The organism is Pseudoalteromonas luteoviolacea S2607, from assembly GCF_001625575.1.
Taxonomy (GTDB): Bacteria; Pseudomonadota; Gammaproteobacteria; order Enterobacterales; family Alteromonadaceae; genus Pseudoalteromonas; species Pseudoalteromonas luteoviolacea_E.
This window is the reverse complement of record NZ_AUXV01000029.1, coordinates 26,185-50,787: the sequence shown is the minus strand read 5'-3', so window position 1 is coordinate 50,787 and position 24,603 is coordinate 26,185. Positions and strand designations below refer to the sequence as shown.

At 44.0% G+C, this 24,603-nt stretch carries 19 protein-coding genes and 1 tRNA gene; 6 read left to right on the top strand and 14 right to left on the bottom strand.

Annotated features, from left to right (window positions below; genetic code table 11):
* From N480_RS14880 to serB, 5 genes are all read right to left on the bottom strand, one after another.
* On the bottom strand, nucleotides 1-633 hold a 633-nt coding region (locus tag N480_RS14880; protein WP_331245797.1), incomplete at its 3' end, for a biotin/lipoyl-containing protein.
* Nucleotides 634-644: 11 nt separating this feature from the next.
* Entirely contained in the window at nucleotides 645-3,311 is a 2,667-nt protein-coding gene (aceE, locus tag N480_RS14875) for a pyruvate dehydrogenase (acetyl-transferring), homodimeric type (RefSeq protein WP_063373270.1), read from the bottom strand.
* A gap of 103 nt (nucleotides 3,312-3,414) precedes the next feature.
* Nucleotides 3,415-4,164 carry a pyruvate dehydrogenase complex transcriptional repressor PdhR gene (pdhR, locus tag N480_RS14870; RefSeq protein WP_063373269.1) on the bottom strand — a complete coding sequence of 250 codons (750 nt, stop codon included), beginning with the start codon at nucleotides 4,162-4,164 and terminating at the stop codon, nucleotides 3,415-3,417.
* Nucleotides 4,165-4,648: 484 nt separating this feature from the next.
* Nucleotides 4,649-5,446 carry a hypothetical protein gene (locus N480_RS14865; protein ID WP_063373268.1) on the bottom strand — a complete coding sequence of 266 codons (798 nt, stop codon included), beginning with the start codon at nucleotides 5,444-5,446 and terminating at the stop codon, nucleotides 4,649-4,651.
* Between the two features lie 134 nt (nucleotides 5,447-5,580).
* Nucleotides 5,581-6,588, bottom strand: coding sequence for a phosphoserine phosphatase SerB (gene serB / locus N480_RS14860; RefSeq protein WP_063373272.1), 1,008 nt, complete (start codon nucleotides 6,586-6,588; stop codon nucleotides 5,581-5,583).
* Nucleotides 6,589-6,667: 79 nt separating this feature from the next.
* On the opposite strand from serB, the gene N480_RS14855 reads away from it, so the two are divergent.
* On the top strand, nucleotides 6,668-7,285 hold the full coding sequence (locus N480_RS14855; protein ID WP_063373267.1) for an AhpA/YtjB family protein: 618 nt from the start codon (nucleotides 6,668-6,670) through the stop codon (nucleotides 7,283-7,285).
* Here N480_RS14855 and N480_RS14850 read toward each other — a convergent pair.
* The 4 genes from N480_RS14850 to prfC all read right to left on the bottom strand — a co-directional run bounded on the left by N480_RS14850 (nucleotide 7,252) and on the right by prfC (nucleotide 12,186).
* Nucleotides 7,252-8,016 (bottom strand): TatD family hydrolase, encoded by a 765-nt coding sequence (locus N480_RS14850; RefSeq protein ID WP_063373266.1) that lies wholly within the window; start codon nucleotides 8,014-8,016, stop codon nucleotides 7,252-7,254. The two genes, N480_RS14855 and N480_RS14850, sit on opposite strands and share 34 nt — an antisense overlap.
* A 2-nt stretch (nucleotides 8,017-8,018) precedes the next feature.
* On the bottom strand, nucleotides 8,019-8,663 hold the full coding sequence (gene pdxH / locus N480_RS14845) for a pyridoxamine 5'-phosphate oxidase (protein ID WP_196761501.1): 645 nt from the start codon (nucleotides 8,661-8,663) through the stop codon (nucleotides 8,019-8,021).
* 121 nt (nucleotides 8,664-8,784) lie between these two features.
* A complete protein-coding gene (argS, locus tag N480_RS14840; protein WP_063373264.1) occupies nucleotides 8,785-10,527 on the bottom strand; it encodes an arginine--tRNA ligase in 1,743 nt (580 codons plus the stop codon).
* A gap of 69 nt (nucleotides 10,528-10,596) precedes the next feature.
* On the bottom strand, nucleotides 10,597-12,186 hold the full coding sequence (gene prfC / locus N480_RS14835) for a peptide chain release factor 3 (protein ID WP_063355724.1): 1,590 nt from the start codon (nucleotides 12,184-12,186) through the stop codon (nucleotides 10,597-10,599).
* 343 nt (nucleotides 12,187-12,529) lie between these two features.
* Here prfC and N480_RS14830 point away from each other — a divergent pair, with 343 nt between their 5' ends.
* Complete coding sequence (locus tag N480_RS14830; RefSeq protein WP_063373263.1) at nucleotides 12,530-13,267, top strand: thioesterase II family protein; 738 nt, start codon at nucleotides 12,530-12,532, stop codon at nucleotides 13,265-13,267.
* 225 nt (nucleotides 13,268-13,492) lie between these two features.
* The gene (locus N480_RS14825; protein WP_063373262.1) at nucleotides 13,493-14,821 is read left to right on the top strand and encodes a tetratricopeptide repeat protein; all 1,329 of its coding nucleotides are present in this window, start codon (nucleotides 13,493-13,495) and stop codon (nucleotides 14,819-14,821) included.
* Here N480_RS14825 and N480_RS14820 read toward each other — a convergent pair whose 3' ends face one another.
* Nucleotides 14,822-15,397, bottom strand: a complete 576-nt coding sequence (locus tag N480_RS14820; protein WP_063373261.1) for a DUF6151 family protein — start codon at nucleotides 15,395-15,397, stop codon at nucleotides 14,822-14,824.
* Between the two features lie 173 nt (nucleotides 15,398-15,570).
* On the opposite strand from N480_RS14820, the gene yeiP reads away from it, so the two are divergent.
* The 3 genes from yeiP (at nucleotide 15,571) to N480_RS14805 (ending at nucleotide 21,955) form a co-directional block, all read left to right on the top strand.
* Nucleotides 15,571-16,143 carry an elongation factor P-like protein YeiP gene (yeiP, locus tag N480_RS14815; RefSeq protein ID WP_063373260.1) on the top strand — a complete coding sequence of 191 codons (573 nt, stop codon included), beginning with the start codon at nucleotides 15,571-15,573 and terminating at the stop codon, nucleotides 16,141-16,143.
* Nucleotides 16,144-16,319: 176 nt separating this feature from the next.
* Entirely contained in the window at nucleotides 16,320-19,043 is a 2,724-nt protein-coding gene (locus N480_RS14810; protein ID WP_063373259.1) for a basic secretory protein-like protein, read from the top strand.
* Nucleotides 19,044-19,276: 233 nt separating this feature from the next.
* A complete protein-coding gene (locus N480_RS14805; RefSeq protein WP_063373258.1) occupies nucleotides 19,277-21,955 on the top strand; it encodes an ATP-binding protein in 2,679 nt (892 codons plus the stop codon).
* Between the two features lie 6 nt (nucleotides 21,956-21,961).
* Here the strand turns inward: N480_RS14805 and rimI are convergent, their stop codons facing one another.
* The 4 genes from rimI to guaA form a co-directional block, all read right to left on the bottom strand.
* A complete protein-coding gene (rimI, locus tag N480_RS14800) occupies nucleotides 21,962-22,426 on the bottom strand; it encodes a ribosomal protein S18-alanine N-acetyltransferase (protein WP_063373257.1) in 465 nt (154 codons plus the stop codon).
* Nucleotides 22,410-22,697 (bottom strand): hypothetical protein, encoded by a 288-nt coding sequence (locus N480_RS14795; protein WP_063373256.1) that lies wholly within the window; start codon nucleotides 22,695-22,697, stop codon nucleotides 22,410-22,412. The genes rimI and N480_RS14795 overlap by 17 nt, the downstream gene beginning before the upstream one ends.
* A 69-nt stretch (nucleotides 22,698-22,766) precedes the next feature.
* A tRNA-Trp gene (locus tag N480_RS14790) sits at nucleotides 22,767-22,843 on the bottom strand.
* Nucleotides 22,844-22,990: 147 nt separating this feature from the next.
* Nucleotides 22,991-24,565: a glutamine-hydrolyzing GMP synthase gene (gene guaA, locus N480_RS14785; protein WP_063373255.1), complete on the bottom strand. Its 1,575-nt coding sequence runs from the start codon at nucleotides 24,563-24,565 to the stop codon at nucleotides 22,991-22,993.
* Nucleotides 24,566-24,603: the final 38 nt, after the last annotated feature.

Sequence of the window (24,603 nt, the reverse complement as noted above, 5' to 3'; positions counted from 1 at the left end):
ATCTGGTACGTGTACTTCTTTCGCTTCTGCTACCGCCGCTGGTGCCACCGCTGGTGCCGCCGCTGGCGCAGGTGCCGCTGCTGGCGCACTGCCTGCAACTTCAAATACGAATACCAAAGAGCCTGTTGACACTTTACCGCCAACTTCTACTTTGATTTCTTTCACAGTACCTGCAAATGGTGCAGGTACTTCCATAGAAGCCTTATCGCCTTCTACGTTTAAGATTGACTGATCTGCTTCAACCGCGTCGCCCACAGCAACCATGATCTCAGTAACTTCAACTTCGTCACCACCGATATCTGGTACGTGTACTTCTTTAAGCTCTGCAGCAGCTGGTGCCGCAGGAGCTGGCGCTGCAGCAGTAGCTACAGGCGCTTGTGCCGCAGCGGGTGCTTCTGCACCGGCTGCGTCAAAAATCATAATCAAAGAACCTGTTGAAACTTTGTCACCTTCAACTACTTTGATTTCTTTTACCGTACCAGCAGCCGCTGCGGGTACTTCCATTGAAGCCTTATCGCCTTCAACTGTGATCAATGACTGATCCACTTCAACCGTGTCACCTACGCTTACTAGGAGCTCGGTTACTTCAACCTCATCGGCACCAATATCTGGAACATGAATTTCAATTGACATGTTTTTGCCTCTTATGCGTAAAGTGGGTTAGCTTTTGTTGTGTCGATATCAAATTTCTTGATAGCGTCAGCAACAACTGATTTTTCAACCTTGCCCTGTTGAGCAAGTTCGTTAAGTGCAGCAACAACCACATAACCTGCATTCACTTCGAAGTGACGACGTAGGTTTTCACGGCTGTCTGAACGACCGTAACCGTCAGTACCTAGCACCTTGTATGAGCTGCTTGGCATGAATGCGCGTACTTGATCTGCATAGTTCTTCATGTAGTCAGTCGCAGCAATCGCTGGAGACTCACCTAGTACAGTTGCAATGTAAGGTACTTTTGCATCCGCTTCAGGGTTAAGCATGTTGAAACGTTCAACATCTTGACCGTCACGCGCAAGCTCATTGAATGAAGTCACAGAGAATACATCTGAACCAATGCCGTACTCTTCGCTTAGGATTGCACCTGCTTTACGTACTTCGTTCAAGATTGTGCCTGAACCCATAAGTTGTACGTGTGCTTTCTCACCTGCGTTTGACTCAAGCTTGTAGATACCTTTACGGATACCTTCTTCTGCGCCTTCAGGCATCGCTGGCTGGTGATAGTTTTCATTCATCAGCGTTAGGTAGTAGAACACGTTTTCTTGCTCTGGACCGTACATACGACGGATACCATCTTGCAAGATAACCGCCACTTCAAATACGAACGTTGGGTCGTAAGAAATACAGTTAGGAATAGTACCCGCTTGAATATGCGAGTGGCCATCTTCGTGCTGTAAACCTTCACCGTTTAGCGTTGTACGACCTGCTGTAGCACCTAATAGGAAACCACGTGCTTGTTGGTCACCCGCCATCCACGCCATGTCGCCAACACGTTGGAAACCGAACATAGAGTAGTAGATGTAGAATGGGATCATCGGTAGGTCATTTGTGCTGTATGACGTTGCAGCAGCAACCCATGAAGACATTGCACCTAGCTCGTTGATACCTTCTTGCAGTACCTGACCTGATGTTGCTTCTTTGTAGTAAGAAACGATGTCACGGTCTTGAGGCGTGTAGTTCTGGCCATGCGGGTTGTAAATACCGATTTGACGGAATAGACCTTCCATACCGAAAGTACGCGCTTCATCCGCAATAATTGGTACGATATTTTTACCAACACCCTTGTCTTTCAACAAGATGTTTAGTGCACGTACATAACCCATTGTGGTTGAGATATCACGCTTTTGCTCTTCAAGTAGCGGCTTGAACTGATCTAGTTGAGGTAGTTCAAGTGCTTGTGTGAAGTTAGGCAGACGCTGCGGTGTGTAACCGTGTAGTGCTTTACGGCGTGCGTGTAGGTATTCGTACTCAGCCGTACCTTCTTTCAGTGTAAGGTAAGGCAGGTTCGCGATTTCTTCGTCAGAAACAAGATCTTCAAGACCTAGGCGTGAACGTAAGTGCTCAACGCTAGACATATCCATCTTTTTAACTTGGTGTGCAATGTTTTTACCTTCAGCCGCTTCACCCATGCCATAACCCTTAACAGTTTTAGCTAGGATAACCGTTGGACGGCCTTTTTCGTCTTGCGCTGCTTTGAACGCTGCGAATAGTTTCGAAGGCTCATGACCACCACGCTTCAACGCGAAGATCTCTTCGTCGGTCATATCAGCAACAAGTGCTGCTGTTTCAGGGTAACGGCCGAAGAAGTGCTCACGTACATATGCACCGTCTTTTGACTTATATGTCTGATAGTCACCGTCGATTGTTTCATTCATTAGTTGTAGCAACTTGCCCGTTGTGTCTTTAGCAAGTAGCGCATCCCAACCTGAACCCCAAACAACTTTAATGACGTTCCAGCCTGCACCTTTAAATAGACCTTCAAGCTCTTGAATGATCTTACCGTTACCCATTACTGGGCCATCAAGACGCTGTAGGTTACAGTTGATTAGGTAACAAAGGTTGTCGAGTTTTTCACGCGCGGCAAATGAGATTGCGCCACGTGATTCTGGCTCATCCATCTCACCGTCACCTAAGAACGCATATACGCGCTGCTCGTTGGTCTCTTTAAGACCACGGCCTTCAAGGTACTTAAGGAAACGTGCTTGATAGATTGAAGCAATCGGGCCAAGACCCATAGATACAGTCGGGAACTGCCAGAATTCAGGCATTAATTTAGGGTGTGGGTATGAAGAAATACCTTTACCGTCTACTTCCTGACGGAAGTTATCTAACTGCTCTTCAGTTAAACGCCCTTCAACAAATGCACGTGCGTAGATACCAGGAGAAATGTGACCTTGGTAATAAACTAAGTCACCACCGTCTTTTTCATTCGGCGCACGGAAGAAATGGTTAAAACACATTTCGTAGAAAGCAGCCGATGACTGGTAAGACGCCATATGTCCACCAAGCTCTAAGTTTTTCTTAGAAGCACGTAGAACAATCATGATCGCGTTCCAGCGGATGATAGAGCGAATACGACGCTCAACGGTAACATCACCAGGGTAAGCTGGTTCTTGATCCGCAGGGATAGTGTTCACATAGTTAGTCGTGATACCAGTCGGCATGTCTACGCCATCCAAACGAGCTTGTTCTAACACTTGCTCTAGTAGGAATTGCGCGCGTTCAACGCCTTCTTCTTTTACGACTGACTCAAGCGCTTGCAACCATTCTTGGGTTTCTAACGCGTCAACGTCAATTTTATTGACCTCAGACATATGGAGTGTTCCTTATGTTTAAAATGCAAATTTATTCAATGCGCCTAAGGCGCAACCAAGCACTATATGCTTGATTTTGCTAAAAATACCAAATTTACCTAACTTATTGTTGTTTAGTACGTCTCAGACTGCGCTCAATACGAGAGCGCTCTCTGCCCGCTTCTAATAATGCTTCTTCAATAAAGGCAAGGTGCGCGTTACTCGCAAGCCTTGCCTTTTCTGGGTTACCTTGAATAACAGCATCCATCAACACCGCTCGATGCTGCGCAAGTTGTTCACTAACGTCTGACTTTTGCACCAATACGGTTAAGTTCTGCAATACATTTTGCTCAAGTAATGTTTGCATTCCGCGTACTAGGTGTAACAACACCACATTATGTGACGCTTCTGCTACAGTGAAATGAAATGCATTGATTGCCTTGGCTTTGAGGGTCAAATCATCCTCAACTTTGGCAATATTGTCATAGCTTTGCTTAACTTTTTGCATGTCATTATCTGTACCTCGAAGCGCAGCATAGTAGGCTGCAATACCTTCAAGCGCATGACGGAATTCTAACAAGTCAAATTGAGATTCAGGGTGTTTACTGATCAAATCAAAAAGCGGATCAGTCAACCCCTCTTCCAGCTGGTTTTTTACATATGTCCCACCGCCTTGACGACGTGTGACTAACCCTTTGGCTTCTAACTTTTGAATGGCCTCTCGCAAAGAGGGGCGTGACACTTCAAACTGCTTAGCTAGTTCTCGCTCAGGAGGTAGCTTTTCACCAGGTAATAATGACCCTTCTAAGATCATATTTTCCAGTTGCTCTAAAATCACATCTGACAGTTTTGCAGCTTTAATTTTCAAAGACATTGATAACACGCCAATTTGGGTTGTATCCACCAGCAAAGTCCCAGTACTTCCATAAATTCACTGTAAGTACTTAAAACTTGGCAATATTTACTTGAAAATTTAGTATATTTTGACCTGTTAGGTAAATTGGTCATACCAAATTTGAACAATAAGTTATCAAAATCAAGCGGCGCTGTCAAAAATCCACTTTTTCATCATTTTGAATATCCTTTTTCCGCGTTCATTCAGATTAAACTTTATACAATTAAAATTGATTGCAAAGAAAAATAAAAATGGTCAGACCAGATAAAATGGGAAACTTTTGAGTACGTAAATTGGAACTGATTAAAACCCCAAATTAAGTTGAAAGATCACTTAATGTGCTTTTTGAGTAGCCCCTTTAAGATGTATAAGAGATACAGTCAAACTGCGTAATTTGGCAGACTGCGATACTACCGAAAAGTTGCCGTAAAATAGGCAACCGAAATAGTGTCACACTGGTAAGTTAGTCACATGCAGGTTGCTCAACTAAGACTTGCGATGCAATCTGACTTAACGCACCTTGCTGCTCAATGCCAAGTATTGTGTTAGGAATAATTGAAATAGGGCCAGTATCTACCCGCTCTGCGGTGATTATCTCACTGAAAATTAAACTACTCAGTAACAAGCCTGTTGGCGCCCCATGATTACCATCTGCTGTATGGAATGGGACATTTGGCATATGCTGTATCGCAGCGTCCCAAGCGAGCCCTATGGGTGCAATACAACTAGCTTGTTTACTGGCAATGCCTTGATGAATCCCCATGATATATTCAGCCTCTTGAGTTCGGCCTCGCTGTGGGTGCTCAGGAAATAAAATAGGTGTGATCCCCAAATCTTTTGCCAACGCAATCCATTGTTGCGTTGCTTCGGTCGAATACAAAACCGTGCCAGACTGAGAGTATTTTTGACCTTGAATAATTAAATGCGTCCAACCCCCTTCCCGCAGCTTGCCATGCACTCCAGCATTGTTATAGAGGTCATCAGTAAAGCCAAACCCCAAAGCCTCTACAGAAACGGGCTTTTCAGGCACATAATGCTCAATCGTATCCTGAAGGTAAGGGACCAATCCAGCCGCGTGACTATTGCCAATAAGCGCAATGGCGTATGCCTGCGCATTGTGATTGTCAGGCACAGGCTTATTAACGACTAAATTAACTGGTTCAATTTGAGATTGCTTAGCGGCTGAGTCTTGGGCTGACTCTCCACCACCGCACGCTGCTAGTAAGCAAGTTAAACTAATAAGTACACTGCGCTTCATCATGACAGCTCTTCCATTTACACATCTGATTATAAATTGCACAAAGCGTTACTGACGTCAATCTATGTTGCTCAAAATAGAGCGATGAAGCAAAGTTTTGCTCCACCATGCTATATATCTGTTACCTGCGATAAAGTTCACTCAGGCCTTGGCACCGTCAGAAAATACAACACCTGTAGTAGCGAACCTTGGCATATTGCCGTATCGGCTTGCTCTACCACTTTGGGTTTACCATGTACTGCAATTCCGAGATCAGCAGCCGCCATCATGACTAAATCATTTGCACCATCCCCCATCGCGAGAGTTTGCTCTGGGGCAATTTTATACTCAGCCTGTAAAGCCTGTAAGACCTCTGCTTTTTTTTGTGCATCGACCACTTCACCCAACACTTTGCCTGTTAGCTGCTGTTCTGCGATTTCTAGGGTATTAGCAAAAACACAATCTAAACCCAACTGCTCTTGTACAGCTTGTGCAAACCAAGTGAAGCCACCAGATGCAATCGCCAAATGCCAACCATGCGCTTTAAGCGCAATACATAACTCTTTAACTCCGGCCATGAGAGGTAGATTAGCCTTGAGTGGCTCAATTAAGCTAAGGGGTATGCCTTTAAGCTTGGCAACTCTTTGATGCAGGCTGTCGCTGAATGCTAGCTTCCCAGCCATCGCCTGAGCTGTCACTGAAGCAACTTCATCATATACATCTGCCAAACGTGCAATTTCGTCAATACACTCAATTTCGATGGCTGTGGAGTCCATATCCATAACTAAAAGACCAGCGACAGAGAGTTGTGGCAGAATATTTAGCACCGCGCCTTGGCAACCAATTTGACGTGCCGTGTTACGCACTACATCTTTAATATCGGCCCCCGAAGAAACTTCCATAGCGATACCCCGAGGCAAGCTTTCATGTGCCTCAAAACAACAAATACGATGATATTCAACGGGTGATTTCAACGCTGCTACAAATTCAGCCACTTGACTACCGCTCAGTTCGCTGCCGAACAGTACGATGAAACGCTTTGTCATCTTCTCTTCGCTTCTTACATCAGACAATTGGCCATTTTCAAATGGATACCACTTTGCTAAGGTAAGTTGATTTTCAATAGGGCGGACATCAAGCTGACTGATATCAATAACATTTTGCATTGGCATGGAGCACTCCTAGTAACGGTAGGAGACCTTTTTATCATCTAATGCCTGTAATGTCAGCCAGCAACTATTAACTATGAAAAATACACAAGCCAGTGAGATTCTCAAATCTTCTAAAAGCAAGCGCATGTTACGGCTCATTGTGGCAGCGAGTTGCTTGCTCGCATTAGTTTGGATCGCCAGTAATACCAGCTTTCGCTCACATCAGTTACTCCATACCAATGCCAATCATGCCGCGCAAAGCTTAGTCAATCAGTTTGCACTCAATGCTGCCGAGCCGCTATCGCGCTCAGATACACCTAGACTTAGGGCCTTGAGCAATCACCTAGCCAGTGACCCTTATGTCCTTTCTGTGGCGGTGTACAGCCAGCAAGGTACCTTTGTCATGGGTAATGATGGGCTTAGTGCACCGCCAAGCTTTGCCGGCTTACCGAGTGGGCTAGCTGGTATCAACCCAAGTAAAGATGCCATTGTAAGCACCATAAAACACAATGAACAAACCATTGGGTTTGTCACTATTGAGTATCTAACCGATGCGGCAATGAGCGAAAGTCATAAACACTTTCATCAGCTCGGTCGTGTTGTATTACTGATGCTCATTATTGTCGGCATTTTTACATGGCAAATAGGTCGAGCGTTAACCCGCAGAGATGTGAAAAATCAGATAGAAAAAAGCGCACAGGAAGAAGAGTAAAGCTGATGCGCTATTGCTTGCTTAGATTCATCGCGCAATGAGCAAAAATGCTCAAATACATCAAACAAGCGCTTTGGCAGATTTGGCTGACCTTGAAACCCATTGAGAGGCATAGACGGCGCGTCCGTTTCTAACACAAAAGACGTCAGCGGCAGCGCTTTTATCACGGCACGTGTTTTTTGTGCTCTAGGATATGTAATGGTGCCTCCCATTCCCAGCTTGAAACCCATATCAACATAATATTTAGCTTGCTGTACAGACCCTGAAAAGGCGTGAATAACGCCACCATACTGAGGCTTCACGGATTTAAAGGCCTGCGCAATAAGGTGATGGCTTTGCCTGTGATGAACAATGAGCGGTAACGCTAACGTGTTAGCCAATTGAATGTGTTCAATGAATAAGGTCTGTTGTAGCACCAAATGGTCACATTTAGCGTCAATTCCACACTCGCCAATAGCACTGAGACTCTCTCGATGTAACTGCGCTTGCTGCCAGAGTTGCTCCATCGCCTTTTTACTGTCCGAGGATAAGAAGTAAGGATGTAGGCCAAAAGCGATATGGCATTGATGATAGCGCTGTTTAAAATCAAGTAACGATTTGCTTTGCGCCAGAGTGATCCCTGGCACCACAAACTCGGTGATGCCAAGGCCCGCTGCGTCACGGATATGCAAATCTAACTCGTCACCAAACTCTGCAAAATCAAGGTGACAGTGCGTATCGATAAAGTGCATGACTAAGGATTTAAGCGCTCAATCTGCCAACTATCATCCGCTTGCTTGATATACATAAAGCGGTCATGCAGTCTGTGCTCACCGCCTTGCCAAAACTCAATTTTATGTGGCACCACACAGTAGCCTCCCCAAAAATCAGGGAGTGGAATATCCCCTTTGGCGAACTTACTTTTCATACTCTGGAAAGTCTGCATCAACGCTTGACGAGAAGACACTGGGCGAGACTGTTGAGAAGCCCAAGCTGCCAATTGGCTTTCTTTGGGCCTAGATAAAAAGTATTTCGCAACCGCAGCCGTACTTAAAGGTTGTGCCTCGCCATAAACGATCACTTGTCGTTCAATGGCATGCCAAGGAAAGTGCAGGGAAATTTTGTTGTTTACACCGAGGTCTTGTGCTTTTTTTGATCCTATATTGGTAAAAAATACAAAACCATTCTGATCGAGTTGTTTGAGCAGTACGATACGCTGTGAAGGCTGACCCTCTTCGTCTACTGTCGCAACGACCATCGCAGTGGGATCGGCGCTAAATTTGGCCTCTACAGCTTGTGCCAACCATTTCTCAAATTGAGCAATGGGGTTTTCATCAAGCATTTCTCTGCTTAATCCACCTTGTATATATTCTCTGCGAATATCATCTAACTTCATCAGGGCGACTCCCTAGCAATTACTAATTATCTCCACCTGACACACTCTATCAGGTCGCCATCAAATAATAAAAAACCGCCCTAATCTGGCGGCTTTTCGTAATATTGAGCATGCAAAGCAAACGTTACATTTGCTCCATTACCTCAATACCCAACAGGTCTAAACCAGACTGCAGCGTTTTTGCCACTAAGTTACATAAAACTAGGCGACTTTCACGTGTTTGCTCACTCACGTCGTCTTTCAAGATTGGACACGCTTCGTAGAAAGACATGTACAAGCTCGCAAGCTCATATAAGTATCCACATAATACGTGCGGTGTCGCTTCGCTGATCATCAGATCCAAGATTTCTTCTAGCTGCAACAGCTTAAGCGCAAGCGCTTTTTCTTGCGGTGCTACAATTTCAATCTTGCCAGCAAGCTCATTGCTATTGACGTTCGCTTTGCGGAAAATACTTCTTACACGGGTATACGCATACTGAAGGTAGGGTGCCGTTGCGCCTTCGAAGCTCAGCATCGTATCCCAATTGAAGATATAGTCACTCGTACGGTGTTTAGATAGATCAGCGTATTTCACCGCACCAATACCCACTTTACGGGCTATTTCTGTGCGCGCTTCCTCTGAAAGCTCTGAAGCACGATCGGCGAGCTTATCGGCTGCACGACTTACTGCCTCATCCAGTAAATCAGCAAGCTTAACCGTGCCACCAGTACGTGTTTTGAACGGCTTGCCGTCGTCGCCCATCATGGTGCCAAATAAGCTCGGCTCATAACTTGTTTTGTCTTTTAACAGGCCCGCTTTACGTGCTGTGATCTCTACTTGATTAAAATGAAGCCCCTGCCTTGCATCGACAAAAATCAAAATACGATCAACATCCAACTCATTTGAGCGATAATCACACGCCGCTAAGTCTGTTGTTGAATACAAGAAACCGCCACCAGATTTTTGCACGATGAACACTGATGGTTCACCGTCTTTGTTAGCAAGTTCATCGAGAAATACAACCTGAGCACCTTGGTCTTCTACCGCAATACCCTTTTCTTTTAATAGCTCGATGACGCCATTAAGACGTGCGTTATAAGCACTCTCAGCTTCAATGTCTTCACGACCTAACGTCACATTCAGCTTTTTGTAAACCTCTTCTGAATGCTTCACAGAGGTGTCGATGAATAACTGCCACAGTTTTTCACAGTGCACATCGCCACCTTGTAATTTTACAACGTAATCGCGCGCTTTATCTGCAAAACCTTCTTCATCGTCAAAACGCTTCTTCGCATCACGATAGAAGCTTTCTAAATCAGCCAATGCCACAGTTTCAAGATCAATACCTTGTTCAAGTAAGTCTTCTAGGTGCGCTATTAACATACCAAACTGTGTGCCCCAGTCACCCATGTGGTTTTGACGAATAACCTGATCGCCACGGAACTCAAGCGCGCGCACAACCGCATCACCAATGATAGTTGAACGCAAGTGACCAACGTGCATTTCTTTTGCTAGATTTGGCGAAGAGTAATCCACGACGACTTTATGTGGGGTTGCGTGCTGCGCTACACCAAGCTTTGCATCTTGGTTGGCTGATTCTAAGCTTGATGCTAAGAACTCTGGTTTTAGATGAATATTAATAAAACCTGGGCCTGCAATTTCAGTTTTTGCAGCAACATCATCGATATCTAAGTTATCAATGATCTTTTGTGCCACTTCACGCGGATTCGTTTTGAGTGCTTTTGCGGCGCCCATTGCACCATTGATTTGGTAATCACCAAATTGCGGGCGAGTAGATTGTGTGACCGCAGGGTTTGTGCCTTCAGGAATGCCCGCAGCTTGCATCGCTGCATTGGCTTTTTCAATTAATAGAGTTTTGAGGTTCATTTTTTTATCCTGTGACCCTTGCTAGCTATCAAACCAGCAAGGTTAAATTCGATTCAATTTAAGCGTTTATTAGTGTTCACGTGTATGGTGGAACTGAACATCAGGGTAGCGTTCCATTGATAAGTTTAAATTTACACGGCTAGGCGCAATGTAAGTTAAGTTATCACCACCATCTAGGGCTAAGTTTGCTTCACACTTACGTTTAAACTCAGCCATCTTCTTATCGTCGTCACACGTCACCCAACGGGCTGTTTGTACTGCTACGCTTTCGTAAATTGCATCTACGTTATATTCAGCTTTCAGGCGCGCTACAACCACATCAAACTGAAGCACACCGACCGCACCTACGATTAAGCTGTTATTTTGTAGAGGTCTAAATACCTGTACCGCACCTTCTTCTGACAGCTGCACTAAGCCTTTTAACAACTGCTTTTGCTTAAGTGGATCTTTCAAACGAATGCTACGGAATAATTCTGGCGCGAAATTAGGTATACCACTGAATTTCAGCTTCTCACCTTGCGTAAACGTATCACCGATTTGGATTGTACCGTGGTTATGCAAGCCAATGATGTCACCAGCATAAGCCTCTTGAGCACGTTCACGGTCACCCGCCATAAAGGTTACCGCGTCGGAGATGCTGACTTTTTTGCCAATACGTACATGGTCCATCTTCATACCTTGAGTATATTTACCCGATACAATACGCATAAAGGCAATACGGTCACGGTGTTTGGGGTCCATATTCGCTTGAATTTTGAATACAAAGCCTGAGAACTTTTCTTCTTCAGCTTTTACTTCACGCTCTTCAGTTTGACGTGGCATTGGCGTTGGCGCCCACTCTGTTAAACCGTCAAGCATATGGTCAACACCAAAGTTACCTAATGCTGTACCAAAGTAAACGGGTGTTAGCTCACCCGATAAAAATAACTCATGATCAAACTCATTTGATGCGCCGATCACCAACTCTAGCTCTTCACGGAGCTGCTCGGCTAACTCATCACCGATTTCGGCATCTAGATCTGGGTTGTCTAAGCCCTTAATGATGCGTTTTTCTTGAATGGTATGGCCTTGACCCGTTGCGTATAAAATCGTTTCATCACGATGAATGTGGTACACGCCTTTAAACTCTTTACCGCAGCCGATTGGCCAAGTAATAGGTGCGCACATGATATTCAGTTCCGTTTCAACTTCGTCCATCACTTCCATTGGGTCACGGATATCACGGTCAAGTTTGTTCATGAAAGTCACGATTGGCGTGTCACGTAAGCGAGTCACTTCCATTAATTTACGTGTTCTATCCTCAACACCTTTTGCCGCATCGATCACCATTAGACATGAGTCAACAGCAGTCAGCGTACGATAAGTATCTTCAGAGAAGTCTTCGTGTCCCGGGGTATCTAGTAGGTTTACCAATGCATCATTATATGGGAACTGCATCACCGAGGTTGTTACCGAGATACCACGCTCTTTTTCCATTTCCATCCAGTCAGATTTTGCGTGCTGGTTTGAACCACGACCTTTTACCGTACCAGCTTTTTGTAACGCCTTTCCGAATAAAAGAACCTTTTCTGTGATAGTGGTTTTACCCGCATCCGGGTGAGAAATGATGGCAAAAGTACGACGTAGCGAAACCTCTTGCTGGATACTGTTATTTGACATTGAAAACTCTACTTTTGGCTTTTCGGAGTGTGATTGCTAATTCAGTACACTCTACTATGAACACATATCCGCATATTGTCTCTGATCCTGACTATTTTAACAACTTATCGGCAGACAAATTCCAGATAATATATTGAGTCCAGAATGAGAAAGTGAGCACATTTGTTCTAGGCGTAGCGTATTTTTCAAAAACTCAACAAATCACATGCTTTATTCGGATAAATTTCCTTGTGTATTTGTCGAGAATTTTATTTTACCGACCCCTTTTGGCCTATCTAGGCACTATACAATTTCAGGCAAATTGATAGGATAGGCTAAAAAGTCTAATTAAAATAACGACATCATGACAAGTAAACTGTTTTCTATCCCAAAACCAAATCCAAATGCAACACTCCGTTTGTTTTGCTTCCCATATGCTGGAGGCGCACCGAGCATTTTCATGCCGTGGGTAAATGACATGCCAGCGCATATAGAACTGGTTGCCGTTCAATTACCTGGTCGCGGTGCAAGGTTGATGGAATCTGCACACAACACAATGGATGCCCTTATTACGGAACTCATGTCGCACCAAGCATTCATCACTCAAAAGCCCTGTATTTTCTTTGGTCATAGCTTAGGTAGTCGCATTGCTTATGAACTCGCCAGTCATTTACTACAAACAGACAAAACAATCCCATTAAAAATAATTGCATCTGGAAGTCGTGCTCCACACTTAAAAAGCCACAAACGTCCATTCTATAATCTGCCACATGATGAATTTGTCGAAGAACTGAAATCACTCAACGGTACCCCCAAAGAAATACTGGAAAATACCGAATTGATGGAATTGTTCTTGCCTTTACTACGTGCTGACTTTGAGATAGCGGAATGTTACCAAGCAAACAAAGATGCTTTGCCAACCCCCATTAATGTGTTATTTGGAACGGATGATGTCGATGTCACCGCTGAGCAAATTGATGCCTGGCAAGATTTGTCAGCAGCCCCAATTACTAAGCATGAATTTAATGGCGATCACTTTTTTATCAATACATGTAGTGACGAAGTCAAACAGACTGTTATTCGCTTAATCACCAACTTATAGAGCTTGCAAAAACGCTAGGAGCAAAATAGCTCTCTAGCGTCCCACTCCTTCTATAAAAAACTGAGTTATCACACTTACAAAATTTAATCGAATATTCACCCATAATCATAGACATGGGAACAAATGAACGATTATCATTAACTGCTAAGCAATTAACAGAACTTGCTTGGTAATATAGTGACTCAAGCCAAAGCCTGCCATTGGTGCAACAAGGAATTTAAAAACATGAAAAAAGCACTCGCTTTATGTGTGTTTACAGTCGCGCTCGTCGGTTGTAAAAGCTTAGTAGAAAAAGGACATAATCTCTTTCAGGCCGGAATGTATACTCAATCTGCAGAGTACTATGAGCAAGCGCTTGTCGAAGATCCCCACAATATTGAAGCACAAAAAGGGCTTGCTCAAGCGCGTAATAAAATTCTCGATAAAGGGCTGATTGACGTTCGTATGCTACGACTTGGTGGCAATCAAACAGGCGCGACGCTCAAACTAGAGTCGTTGTTACGCAATCAAGTTGACTGGCAGGTCGAGCCATTTGGACCCATAGCGAACACCCAAAGTGAAGAGCTTGCCTATGCTGCACAGTGGCTTCAACAGCAAGCTAAATTGCTTTCGCAATCTCGCTTTCCCGATAAATTTCGCTATTTTGAACACAGTTACTCATTCTTAATCAGTAATGCACAGCTGGGCTCACAGTTTGTTGAATACAGAATACCCTTACAAAATAAAGCGCAAATGCAATGCCAGCAGATGATGTCACAAGCTACCGAGCAACGCTTTTTCTTGCGCCAATTTGCTGAAAAATACTGTATGTCTTGGTCACTGCCGCAAGCCTTTAAATCTACTGGCAAAGATCCAACTCGCTATTCTAGTATCAGCTTATCTCCTGATTTCACCGTAAGACTCCACCAAACCAGTCGACAAGCCAATGCCCTCAATACAGCGTCTTTGGCATTCAAGCAAATTTTTAGAGAAAGCTTGTGGTACAGTCCCATAGGACAACAAACATTTGATTTAGCGTTTCAGGCTAAGCTAGAGCATAGTCGCCAGGCTAAACTTGTAAATCGGCAAAAGCACTATACGACTGTCGAAGAACGTATTAACCCACAAGACCCAAAAAAGACTTTAGATGTTGAAGTAAAACAAGCATATAGCTACCCCGTAACGGAGTTTACTGAGCAATTTAGTATCGATGCCATTTACAACGGTACCCTAGCAAGCCAGAGCATTGAGTTTAAAGTGGACGACAGCCAAGTTCATTACACGCAAAGTCACCATGCTGATTTTCCGCAACTTGGCATTTCGCCCGTTCAAGCAACGTTTTTAGATGTGGAAACGAGGCTAGATAAGCAGTTAACGACTTTACAAACTCATTTTAAAACACAGCTTGACAGAATTTGGATCGAAACCCACTGCAATGGCTTAATTGGCGCGCAATACGGAGAATACATACTGCGCTGTGGCAAAATTGCACCACAAAATGAATTTGTGAATAGCTGGTTTAAAAAACAGTTTGGCTTAGCCTATCACGAGATGGCAGCGCTTTACGCGCTTTAATTACCCTTTTTCACTGGTGAGGCATATAGGTTTACTGATTGCCTTACCATCCCGATAGAATGGATTTGGCCGAGCTTTTCCAAGTGCTCGCCATATGAGCAATTTTATGATCATCATCGCGACGATTTGCTTATGGGAACGAGGACCTTTTACCTCTTTCGGGATTGACTGGTTGGCAAACTTACAAAACACACTGCCCTTAATCGGCCCAACAGTGCTATCTAGGTCCTGCACAATGCTAGAGCTAATCAACCCCACTAGTGGCCAGTTGGCATTGATGGTATTCCCTAAAGGTGAATTGCAACAACCAGCATACCAACGGTGAACGCCTTTTGGCGTTACTTTTAAGCACCTTACATGTTCATGTCCAGATACGATAGACACTTGTGAGGCACTTACCTGATACACATCTGTCCCCCCATACTTATTAAGGGACTTTTCGTGCCCTAAATGATGTACAAACGCTTGGCAATCATCGCAATAGCACATAACACGATTTTGAAAAAAGCGCTGCCCCATCGCTACTTTTCCATTCACGGAGCCACAGTCACAGCGTACATCCAAATACTCGGTCATGTTCGTTCCTCACTATTAAGTTTTCAACCAACAGGGAATAAAATAAGCGTGTTTTCTACCTTTTTCATGCTAACCCATGCGCGCTTTTTAATGCAATAAAATAACCTAAGACCTTGGCCTAAAGCGAGCTTCATGCTAGTTTTCTGCAAAACAAAATTAAATGGGAAATTACAATGCCTAAAGCCAGTGAAATTAAAAAGCACGCAGCGATTGAGTATAACGGTCGCGTCATGATTGTTCGCGATATCGAGCGCTCAGTACCACAGGGTCGTGCTGGCGGTAGTCTCTACCGTATGCGCATGTATGATGTTGTTAATGGCGGTAAGGTAGATGAAACCTTTAAAGCCGAAGAAATGCTAAAACTGGCAGACTTAACACGCCGTCCTGCGATGTTCTCATACGTTGATGGTGAAGAGTATGTGTTTATGGATGAAGAAGACTACACACCGTATCACTTAAATAAAGAAGCCATTTCTGAGCAAGTTTTGTTCATCAATGAAGACACGAAAGGTCTACTTGTAGTAGTTGTTGAGGGCACACCGGTGTCTATTGATTTACCTTCCAGTGTTGAACTTGTGATTGAAGAGACTGCGCCTTCAATTAAAGGGGCTTCAGCAAGTGCACGTACAAAACCTGCGACATTAACAACTGGCTTAATTGTTCAAGTTCCAGAGCACATCTCAACTGGCGACAAAATCAAGATCAACACAGCTGAAGTTAAATTCATGAGCCGTGCTGACAGCTAATTTTCATAAAAAGCCGACTTAGTCGGCTTTTTATCTCATCAATCAACAGAACTCCCATTCCTTTTCCTGATAATTACGCGATGATTTATTAAACACTTTTCTTTATCGGCAACTTATGCCAATAATAAATGGAACGTTCCAAATCATAATAACAAGTGACATAATGGGAGTTAGTCATGAAAAAATACGCAGTGTGTGCAATCGCCTTAGCCATTCAGTCGACGGCTGTGCTTGCACACTCAGGACACGCACATCAACATACTCAACACACCTCTAGTACGCCCGTAAAGTGGCAACCGCAAAGCGCGTATAAAAAAGGTCAACGCGTGCTATTTGAAGGGGCACTTTACCAAGCAAGCTGGTGGACGCAAGGCGATTCCCCTACCGAAAACATTTCAGGTGCTTGGCAATTGCTACAATTTATTAATGACACTACCCAGACAAATTCGCCATGGTTAAGCTCACAAACCTATACAAAGGGTCACGTTGTCGCCTATAAAGGGGAGTTATTTAAAGCGCGTTGGTGGACACGCAATGACACTCCCGGCACACACCAAGTTTGGGAAAAACTCGCCCATGATAAACAAGGCGATCCTAGTGCTTTGCAAAGTTTGGTCGGCGCTCAAAGCGAGCTAACAGAACAACAAGCTGACTCTCCTGCTGGCGAAGGCTTGAATAATGCTTTTGATGGCGACCCACGCACTAAGTACGTCACGTTAAAGCCTCAGGGTTGGATACAAGTCTCACTGGCCGAGGCTAAGCAACTTGCGCAATACCAATTTACTTCAGCAAACGATGCGCCAGGGAGAGATCCGCATAATTGGACACTATTAGCTTCCAACGATGGTGAAAGTTGGCAATCGCTAGACAGCCGTAAAAATGAGGTTTTTAGTCAACGGTTCGAGCAAAAAACCTATCAAGTCCAGCATGCGCCTCCATTTAAACATTATCGCTTTGAATTAAGTCACAAAGGCACCGACAACTGGGGTTACGACCTACTTCAAATCGCTGAGATAGATTTGTTTGGCAAAACACAGCTGCCCATAGCCAATATCACCAGCGACACCAATACTGTATTTATCAATGAACCTATCACTTTTAATGATGCCAGTCGCAATGCACCTAACAGCTTTGAGTGGCAATTTGAACAAGGCACTCCAACAACGAGCCTAGCTAAAAATCCGCAAGTCGTATTTAAAACACCAGGCATTAAAGAAGTCAGGTTAACTACCTATAATTGGCATGGTCAAAGTAATATCGCGACTCAGCAGGTCAAGGTAGTCGACCCGCAAAACCCTTGGCAGGGCTTTAGCTACCCAGAGATTAAATTTGCCCATGAAGATACAGAAAGTGAAGGCTACAAGCGAATTCATCGGCTTTTCCCTGATCTAGAAAAAACCATTAACGATGTCACCCTACAAGTGAACCAATTTTTATATAAGCATTATGGAGAATCTCCCGAATTTGACTCGGTGACATTCAGTTTAAAATGGATGGATACCCTGGCTTATCGTGCAGGCTCTGGCCGTAATATGGAGATTGCTTTTAGTACAAAGTACATTACGGAGTCACTGGCAAACGCAAGTGATGACGAGGTAATTTATGAGTTACTTGGCGTGTTTTGGCATGAATTGGTACATGGCTATCAACATTTCCCGACAGGTGCGATGCAAGACGGCGACGAAGTTCACGCTATTATTGAAGGTATCGCTGATTTAGTTCGGATCCGTGCAGGTTATCATGCTACCCGCAAACCATCGCCAGCAAAAAACTGGTTAGGTGGCTATACCAACACAGGTTTTTTCCTATCTTGGTTACAAGATAACTACGATGCTGACTTCACATATAAAATCAATCAAATGGTGCTCACTAGCCAACGTGAAGGGTGGGAATGGACGCTAAAAGAAGCCCTAAAGCGTATCTTAAACCAAGATATTGACGTCTTGTGGCAAAAATATCAGGCCTCATTGGGTGCTGCGCCTGAGGCCCCACCGATCCCAGACTCTCAAATCAGTTTAGTCAAAATAGGTGGGGACATCGAGGTATTACAAGCCCCTGTTGATCCAATCTACGCAATAGAAAACGCCTTCGATGGGGACCGCTTCTCAAAATACTTAACTATCCATCCGGGTGCAGACATTGCTTTCTCTGCTTACGGTAAGGGCCAGCTAGCCGGTTATCGCTTAACCGTCGGAGAGAACCAGCCGAGCCGAGACCCAAGTAGCTGGACGTTATTCGCCTCAGAGGATGGCACACATTGGGATGTTGTCGATACACAATCAAACCAAGTTTTCAGCCGTCGTTTAGAAACCAGAGAATTTTCGTTGAATCTAGAAATCCCTTACCGTCACTATAAATTTAGCTTTACCAACAGTGGCCCGCAAACAAATGGTCAAGAGGTATTTCAAATCGCGGATATCGACTTACTGGTAGATAAAGCGACAGCAACACTTCCCCTTGAACTCGATAATTTTGTGCTTGCTGGTGGTCAACTCAGTGCTGAACACGAAGGGTTCGGTCAATGGGGAGAAGGGTTTGAAAGCGCATTCGATGGCAACTTTAGTAATAAATATGTCGCGCTCACGCAAAGTGGTTGGCTGCAATTTGAAGCGCCCACACAGCACGTACTGCATGCTTATAGCATCACCAGTGGCAACGATGCCCCAGAACGCGACCCTGCTAGTTGGGAGTTACTCGGCTCCAATGATGGTGTGCACTGGCAGATACTAGACACGCGCAGTGAACAGAGCTTTGATGCACGTAATCAAACCAAGAAGTTTAGAATTGATAACGAAACACAATATAGCCACTATCGAATTGATTTAACCCACACGGCAACGGATGCCAACGGTAACAACCTACTTCAACTTGCAGAAATAGAGTTGTTTAGGGCTTTATAAATCACGATATCTTGGAGCAAATTGCAGTCACATTTTGCTCCATACCTCAATCCCAATGACGTCATTCAGCACCCGCCTGCGTTACTTCGATTTTTATTTGTACCTCTTTATCCTGTACAATTGCTGCACAGCGCAAAAACTTGAGAAATTCAGCTAGCCATCATATGATCTGTGTTTGGACTTCTAATGGATAGTAACTCAGCTAGTATAGGAACATATGGATATCAGGATAGATGAAAACCAGTAAACTCAGTATCAGATTACTGTGGTATATCACTCCACTGGTGATCCTTCCTTTGCTATTTTTGGGGGGCTTTACGCTAACCAATGTAACGAGCTCAACTCAAAAGCAAGCTAAATTAATTGTTAGTCGCTTCGTTGAACAACAACAACAGAAAATGTTCAACTATATGGAGATCTACCAGTCCACCACAAAACTGCTCTCCACCTCACCTGTACTCAGCGACTTTTTACTCACAGCCCCCAATGAAAACCAAACCAAGACCAAAAGGTTAGGTGCTTTGATGGACGTTTTCGCGAGCTACAGCGAAGCATATCCAGATATCATCAGCATCAACTTAGTGGACGCTCAAGGTAATAGCACTGCATTTTATTCAAGCAATTTGAGCTTTGCCCCCGAAGAGTATCCGTTTTTTGATCAAGTAATTAAAAGTAACTTACGTCAGCAGCAATACATGCTGCCCGCGAAAGAAGGCGGCACGCAACTGTATTTTGTGCAGCAAATTTATAGCGTAAACTTCCACCTAAAAAGACCTCAGCGTCAGGGTTATATCATTGTTCAAGTCGCCCCTTCTATCATCTCAAGCAGCATATTAGAGGCGCCTTATGACAACACACTTAACTTACTTGTTTCAGGGCAAGGTGAAGTGCTGTTTTCATCCGATGGGCACTTCACACAAAGTTATTTAAGCGATCAAGAAATGGCACAAATCAGCTCATTGGCAGATAGAGGCAAGCTTGACTCAATTGTACTGCCTTCTGTTGATGAACTTAAACGCATGACATACAGCGCCCAATTGAGTGGCGGTTATTATTATATCTCAACGATACCAAAGAGTATTTTGTACCAATCAGGTAAGGCCATTAGCCTCATTACCGCCTTGATCGTAATTTTGTCTGTTGTGACGCTGCCCGTGCTTATTTTTATCGTTGTTCGAAATCTGCTACTGACGCCAATTGAATTACTGGGAGAGGCTAGCCATCGGGTCGGAGATGGTGATTTATCCGTATTTTTACCTGCCCATGAAGATGATGAGGTCGGCACATTATTTGACGACTTTAATCACATGGTCAAGCAAATACGCGACTTCCAAGGCGAGCTTGAAGATTACAAACTTCACCTTGAAGAAAAGGTAGAAAACCGTACCCGTGCGCTTGAGGAAATGAACCAACAGTTAGAAGTAGCCATTACAGAAGCTGAGCAGGCCAACCAGCTTAAGAGCCGCTTTTTAGCCAATATGAGTCATGAGATCCGCACCCCGCTTACCGCAATTATGGGCTTTACGGAGCAGTTGCTACATAACCCACAAGCAAAAAATGCAGAGCTCCATCTCGATACCATTTTACGTAACTCAAAGCACTTGCTGGAACTTATTAACAATATCCTCGATCTATCCAAAATCGAAGCCGAAAAGCTAGAGGTTGAACAAAACGAAATCGAGTTTTTACCTCTGCTTAAAGATGTGGAGTCTATCATTTTGCCTATGGCAGAAGAAAAACAGCTAGATTTTATGCTCGACTATAACTTCCCATTGCCAAAACTGCTCAATAGTGACGAAACGCGCCTGAAACAAATTTTGCTCAATATTGCCAGTAATGCGGTCAAGTTTACCGAGCAAGGTAGCATCATTGTTGGTGTAGACTTTAAAGCGGGCCCAGATCAGTTTGTATTTGTCATTAAAGACACTGGTATAGGAATGTCTGAGAGCGAAATGGAGAGAGTCTTTAAGCCCTTCGAACAGGCGGATACCACAACAACCCGACGATTTGGCGGCACAGGGCTAGGCTTGTGTATTTCAAAAAATCTAGCCCAGTTACTGGGAGGTGATGTTGAGGTAACCAGTGAACAAGGCAATGGCAGTGTATTTTCAATTAGTATTGCAGCTAATCATCAAACCGCGAATATTGAATGGATTGATTGTGACTCGTATATCCATAATCAAGTTAGTAGCACCCAAGAACTTGCTGAAAAACAACTTGAAGCCAACATCTTACTTGCGGAAGACAATAAAGATAACCAAGAGCTGATTACCCTGCTATTGAGTACTTGGGGCTTAGTGCCGGATATCGCTAACAATGGTGCAGAAGCCGTTGAAATGTCACTCGTAAATGACTACGACCTCATTTTGATGGATATGCAAATGCCTGTTATGGGGGGCTTAGAGGCAACCGAGATGCTTCGACATGCCGCATATGACGGCCCTATCGTGGCGCTAACTGCCAATATTATGAAAAACGACATCGACAACTATCTCGCCGCAGGATGCGATGCAACGCTTGGTAAACCCATTGATAGAGAAAAGCTTGGGGCAGTGCTACTTGAGTTTTTACAAGTGGACAATGACAATTTATCTAAGTGGAACAATTTGCTGGAAAGCGAAAAGTTTTTACAGATCAGCCAAAATTATCTTGAAAAGCTACCTGAGCAAATGGACCTTGTGGAGTCATTGTATAGTGAGCAAGATTGGGAATCTCTGCGTGCGTTGGCACATAGTCTAAAAGGCAGTGCCGGCTGTTTCGGGTTTACGAACATTCACAGCGCCGCTGGTGAGCTTGAAAATAGTCTCAGAGACAATAACAAGGCACAGTGGCAATACGCTACCTTGAATCTAGTACAGGCGATAAAGTACACCTTGAGTAACGAAGAAGTACAACTACAAACAGCGCGCTAGCCTAAACTACTGGCTCGCTTGTTCGGTAAATTGTAGGCCCATTAAAATCGCATCTTCTTTACCATCCGCGGTCGGGTAGTAGTTTTTACGCCGCCCCATCACCGCCAACCCTATTTTTTCATAGAGTGCGATGGCTCGCGTATTGGAGGCACGCACCTCTAAAAATAGGTTTTCAGCGTGCTCTGTTACACAGCGCGATATCAATGATTGCATTAATAATTTAGCAAATCCCTGCCCTTGGCTTTGAGGGTGTACACAAATATTCATCAGCGTGTAATCTGGGCCAGCTCGCTCAGCTATGTAGTAGCCAATTAACTGATCGTTGTGAGTCAGTGCAGCATTAAAATAACGTCCGCCAATACATGAAGCCAAGGTCTTTTCACTCCATGGGTGTGGGTGGCTCGCCACTTCTACCGCCATAATGTCAGACATTGTATGTTGACCCAACATATCATTACTTGGAACTTGCATCACAAATCACTCGCCATAATTGTTTCTTTTGCTCAGCATCTAACTGCGCCCCAGGTAATTGCAATGTACTGTCTATTAGTGCAATAGACTCACCTTGCACAAATTCCAATTCCTGTGGATGTACTGCAAGCAAAATATCTTGTTGTAATCGCTCAGATAGAGTTAATAAAACAGGATCTGATAGTTGTTGATCAGCAGCACTATCTGTTGAATATTGAGCTTTGAGTTTTAAGGGTGTAACACCGAGCAACTGAGCTTGAATTGGATGCATGATAAAAACACTTTTTTAATGAGTCTAAATGTAAGCTGTAAAAGAATCAATGAAGTGTAGGAGTTGAAGTGGCAGGGGCGGCAGGACTCGAACCCGCAACCATCGGTTTTGGAGACCGCTGTTCTACCAATTGGAACTACGCCCCTGCAATGTCGACGCATTATAATGAGCTTTCGTAAAAGGTAAAGAGAAAAATGCATTTTTTTGTTTGTTTGCACTATAAATAAACAAAAAGGCGAATATTCATCATATTCGCCCTTTTTTTACGCTATTTGCAGCAATTTAACTGGAGGTTATTCCCACTCAATTGTCGCTGGTGGCTTGCCAGAAATATCGTATACCACACGAGAGATCCCGTCGATTTCATTGATGATACGGTTTGAAACAAGACCTAAGAAGTCATATGGTAAATGTGACCAACGCGCTGTCATAAAGTCGATTGTTTCTACACAACGTAGTGATACGACCCAATCGTACTTACGTGCATCACCCATTACGCCTACAGATTTTACCGGAAGGAATACAGTGAATGCTTGAGATACTTTGTGGTAAATATCCGCTTTGTGCAGCTCTTCAATGAAGATAGCATCTGCACGACGAAGTAAATCACAGTATTCTTTCTTGATTTCACCAAGTACACGTACACCTAAACCAGGCCCTGGGAATGGATGACGGTAAAGCATATCGTAAGGTAAACCTAACTCAAGGCCAATCTTACGTACTTCATCTTTAAACAGCTCGCGAAGTGGTTCTACTAGACCCATTTCCATATCGTCAGGCAGACCGCCTACGTTATGGTGAGACTTGATCACGTGCGCCTTACCTGTTTTAGACGCCGCTGACTCGATTACGTCTGGGTAAATTGTACCTTGCGCTAACCATTTAGCATTTTTCAACTTTTTAGATTCAGCATCGAATACGTCAATGAACGTATGGCCAATTGCTTTACGCTTATCTTCAGGATCAGAAAGACCAGCTAGGTCATTTAGGAACTGCTCTTCAGCATCCACTTTGATGATATTCAGGCCGAACTTATCACCAAACATTTCCATTACTTGCTGACCTTCGTTTAAACGAAGTAAACCGTTATCAACAAATACACACGTTAACTTTTTACCAATCGCACGGTGGATAAGCATTGCAACAACTGAAGAGTCGACACCACCAGATAGGCCCAAGATAACTTCATCATCGCCTACTTTTTCTTTGATACGCTCAACAGCATCTTCGATGATTTGCGAAGGAGTCCAAAGCTTTTCACAGCCACAGATATCAATGGCAAAACGCTCTAGTAAACGTGTACCTTGCTGTGTATGTGTAACTTCTGGGTGGAACTGTACGCCGTAAAAACGTTTCTCTTCCCAAGACATCGCCGCATGCGGGCAAGTATCCGTTTTTGCGCTTGTTACGAAAGTATCAGGGATCTCAACAACTTTATCACCGTGGCTCATCCACACATCTAACTGGCCAACACCCTCTTCAATATGGTCTTCAATCGCTTCGAATAGTGCACAGTTACCAACTTTTTCAACTTTAGCATAGCCAAACTCTTTCTTATCAGAGCTATGTACTTTACCACCAAGCTGCATAGCCATTGTTTGCATGCCGTAGCAAACGCCCAGTACAGGAACACCGGCTTCAAATACGTACTCAGGTGCACGCGGGCTATTTTCTTCTGTTGTCGACTCTGGACCACCAGACAGGATGATACCCTGAGGATTGAATTCACGGATCTGCTCTTCCGTTACATCCCAAGCCCAAAGTTCACAGTAAACGCCAATTTCACGTACACGACGTGCGATCAACTGCGTGTATTGAGAACCGAAGTCTAAGATCAATATACGGGAATCATGGATGTCTTTGCTCATTGATAATCTCGTTAGTTAGGAAACGATAAAATTAGTAA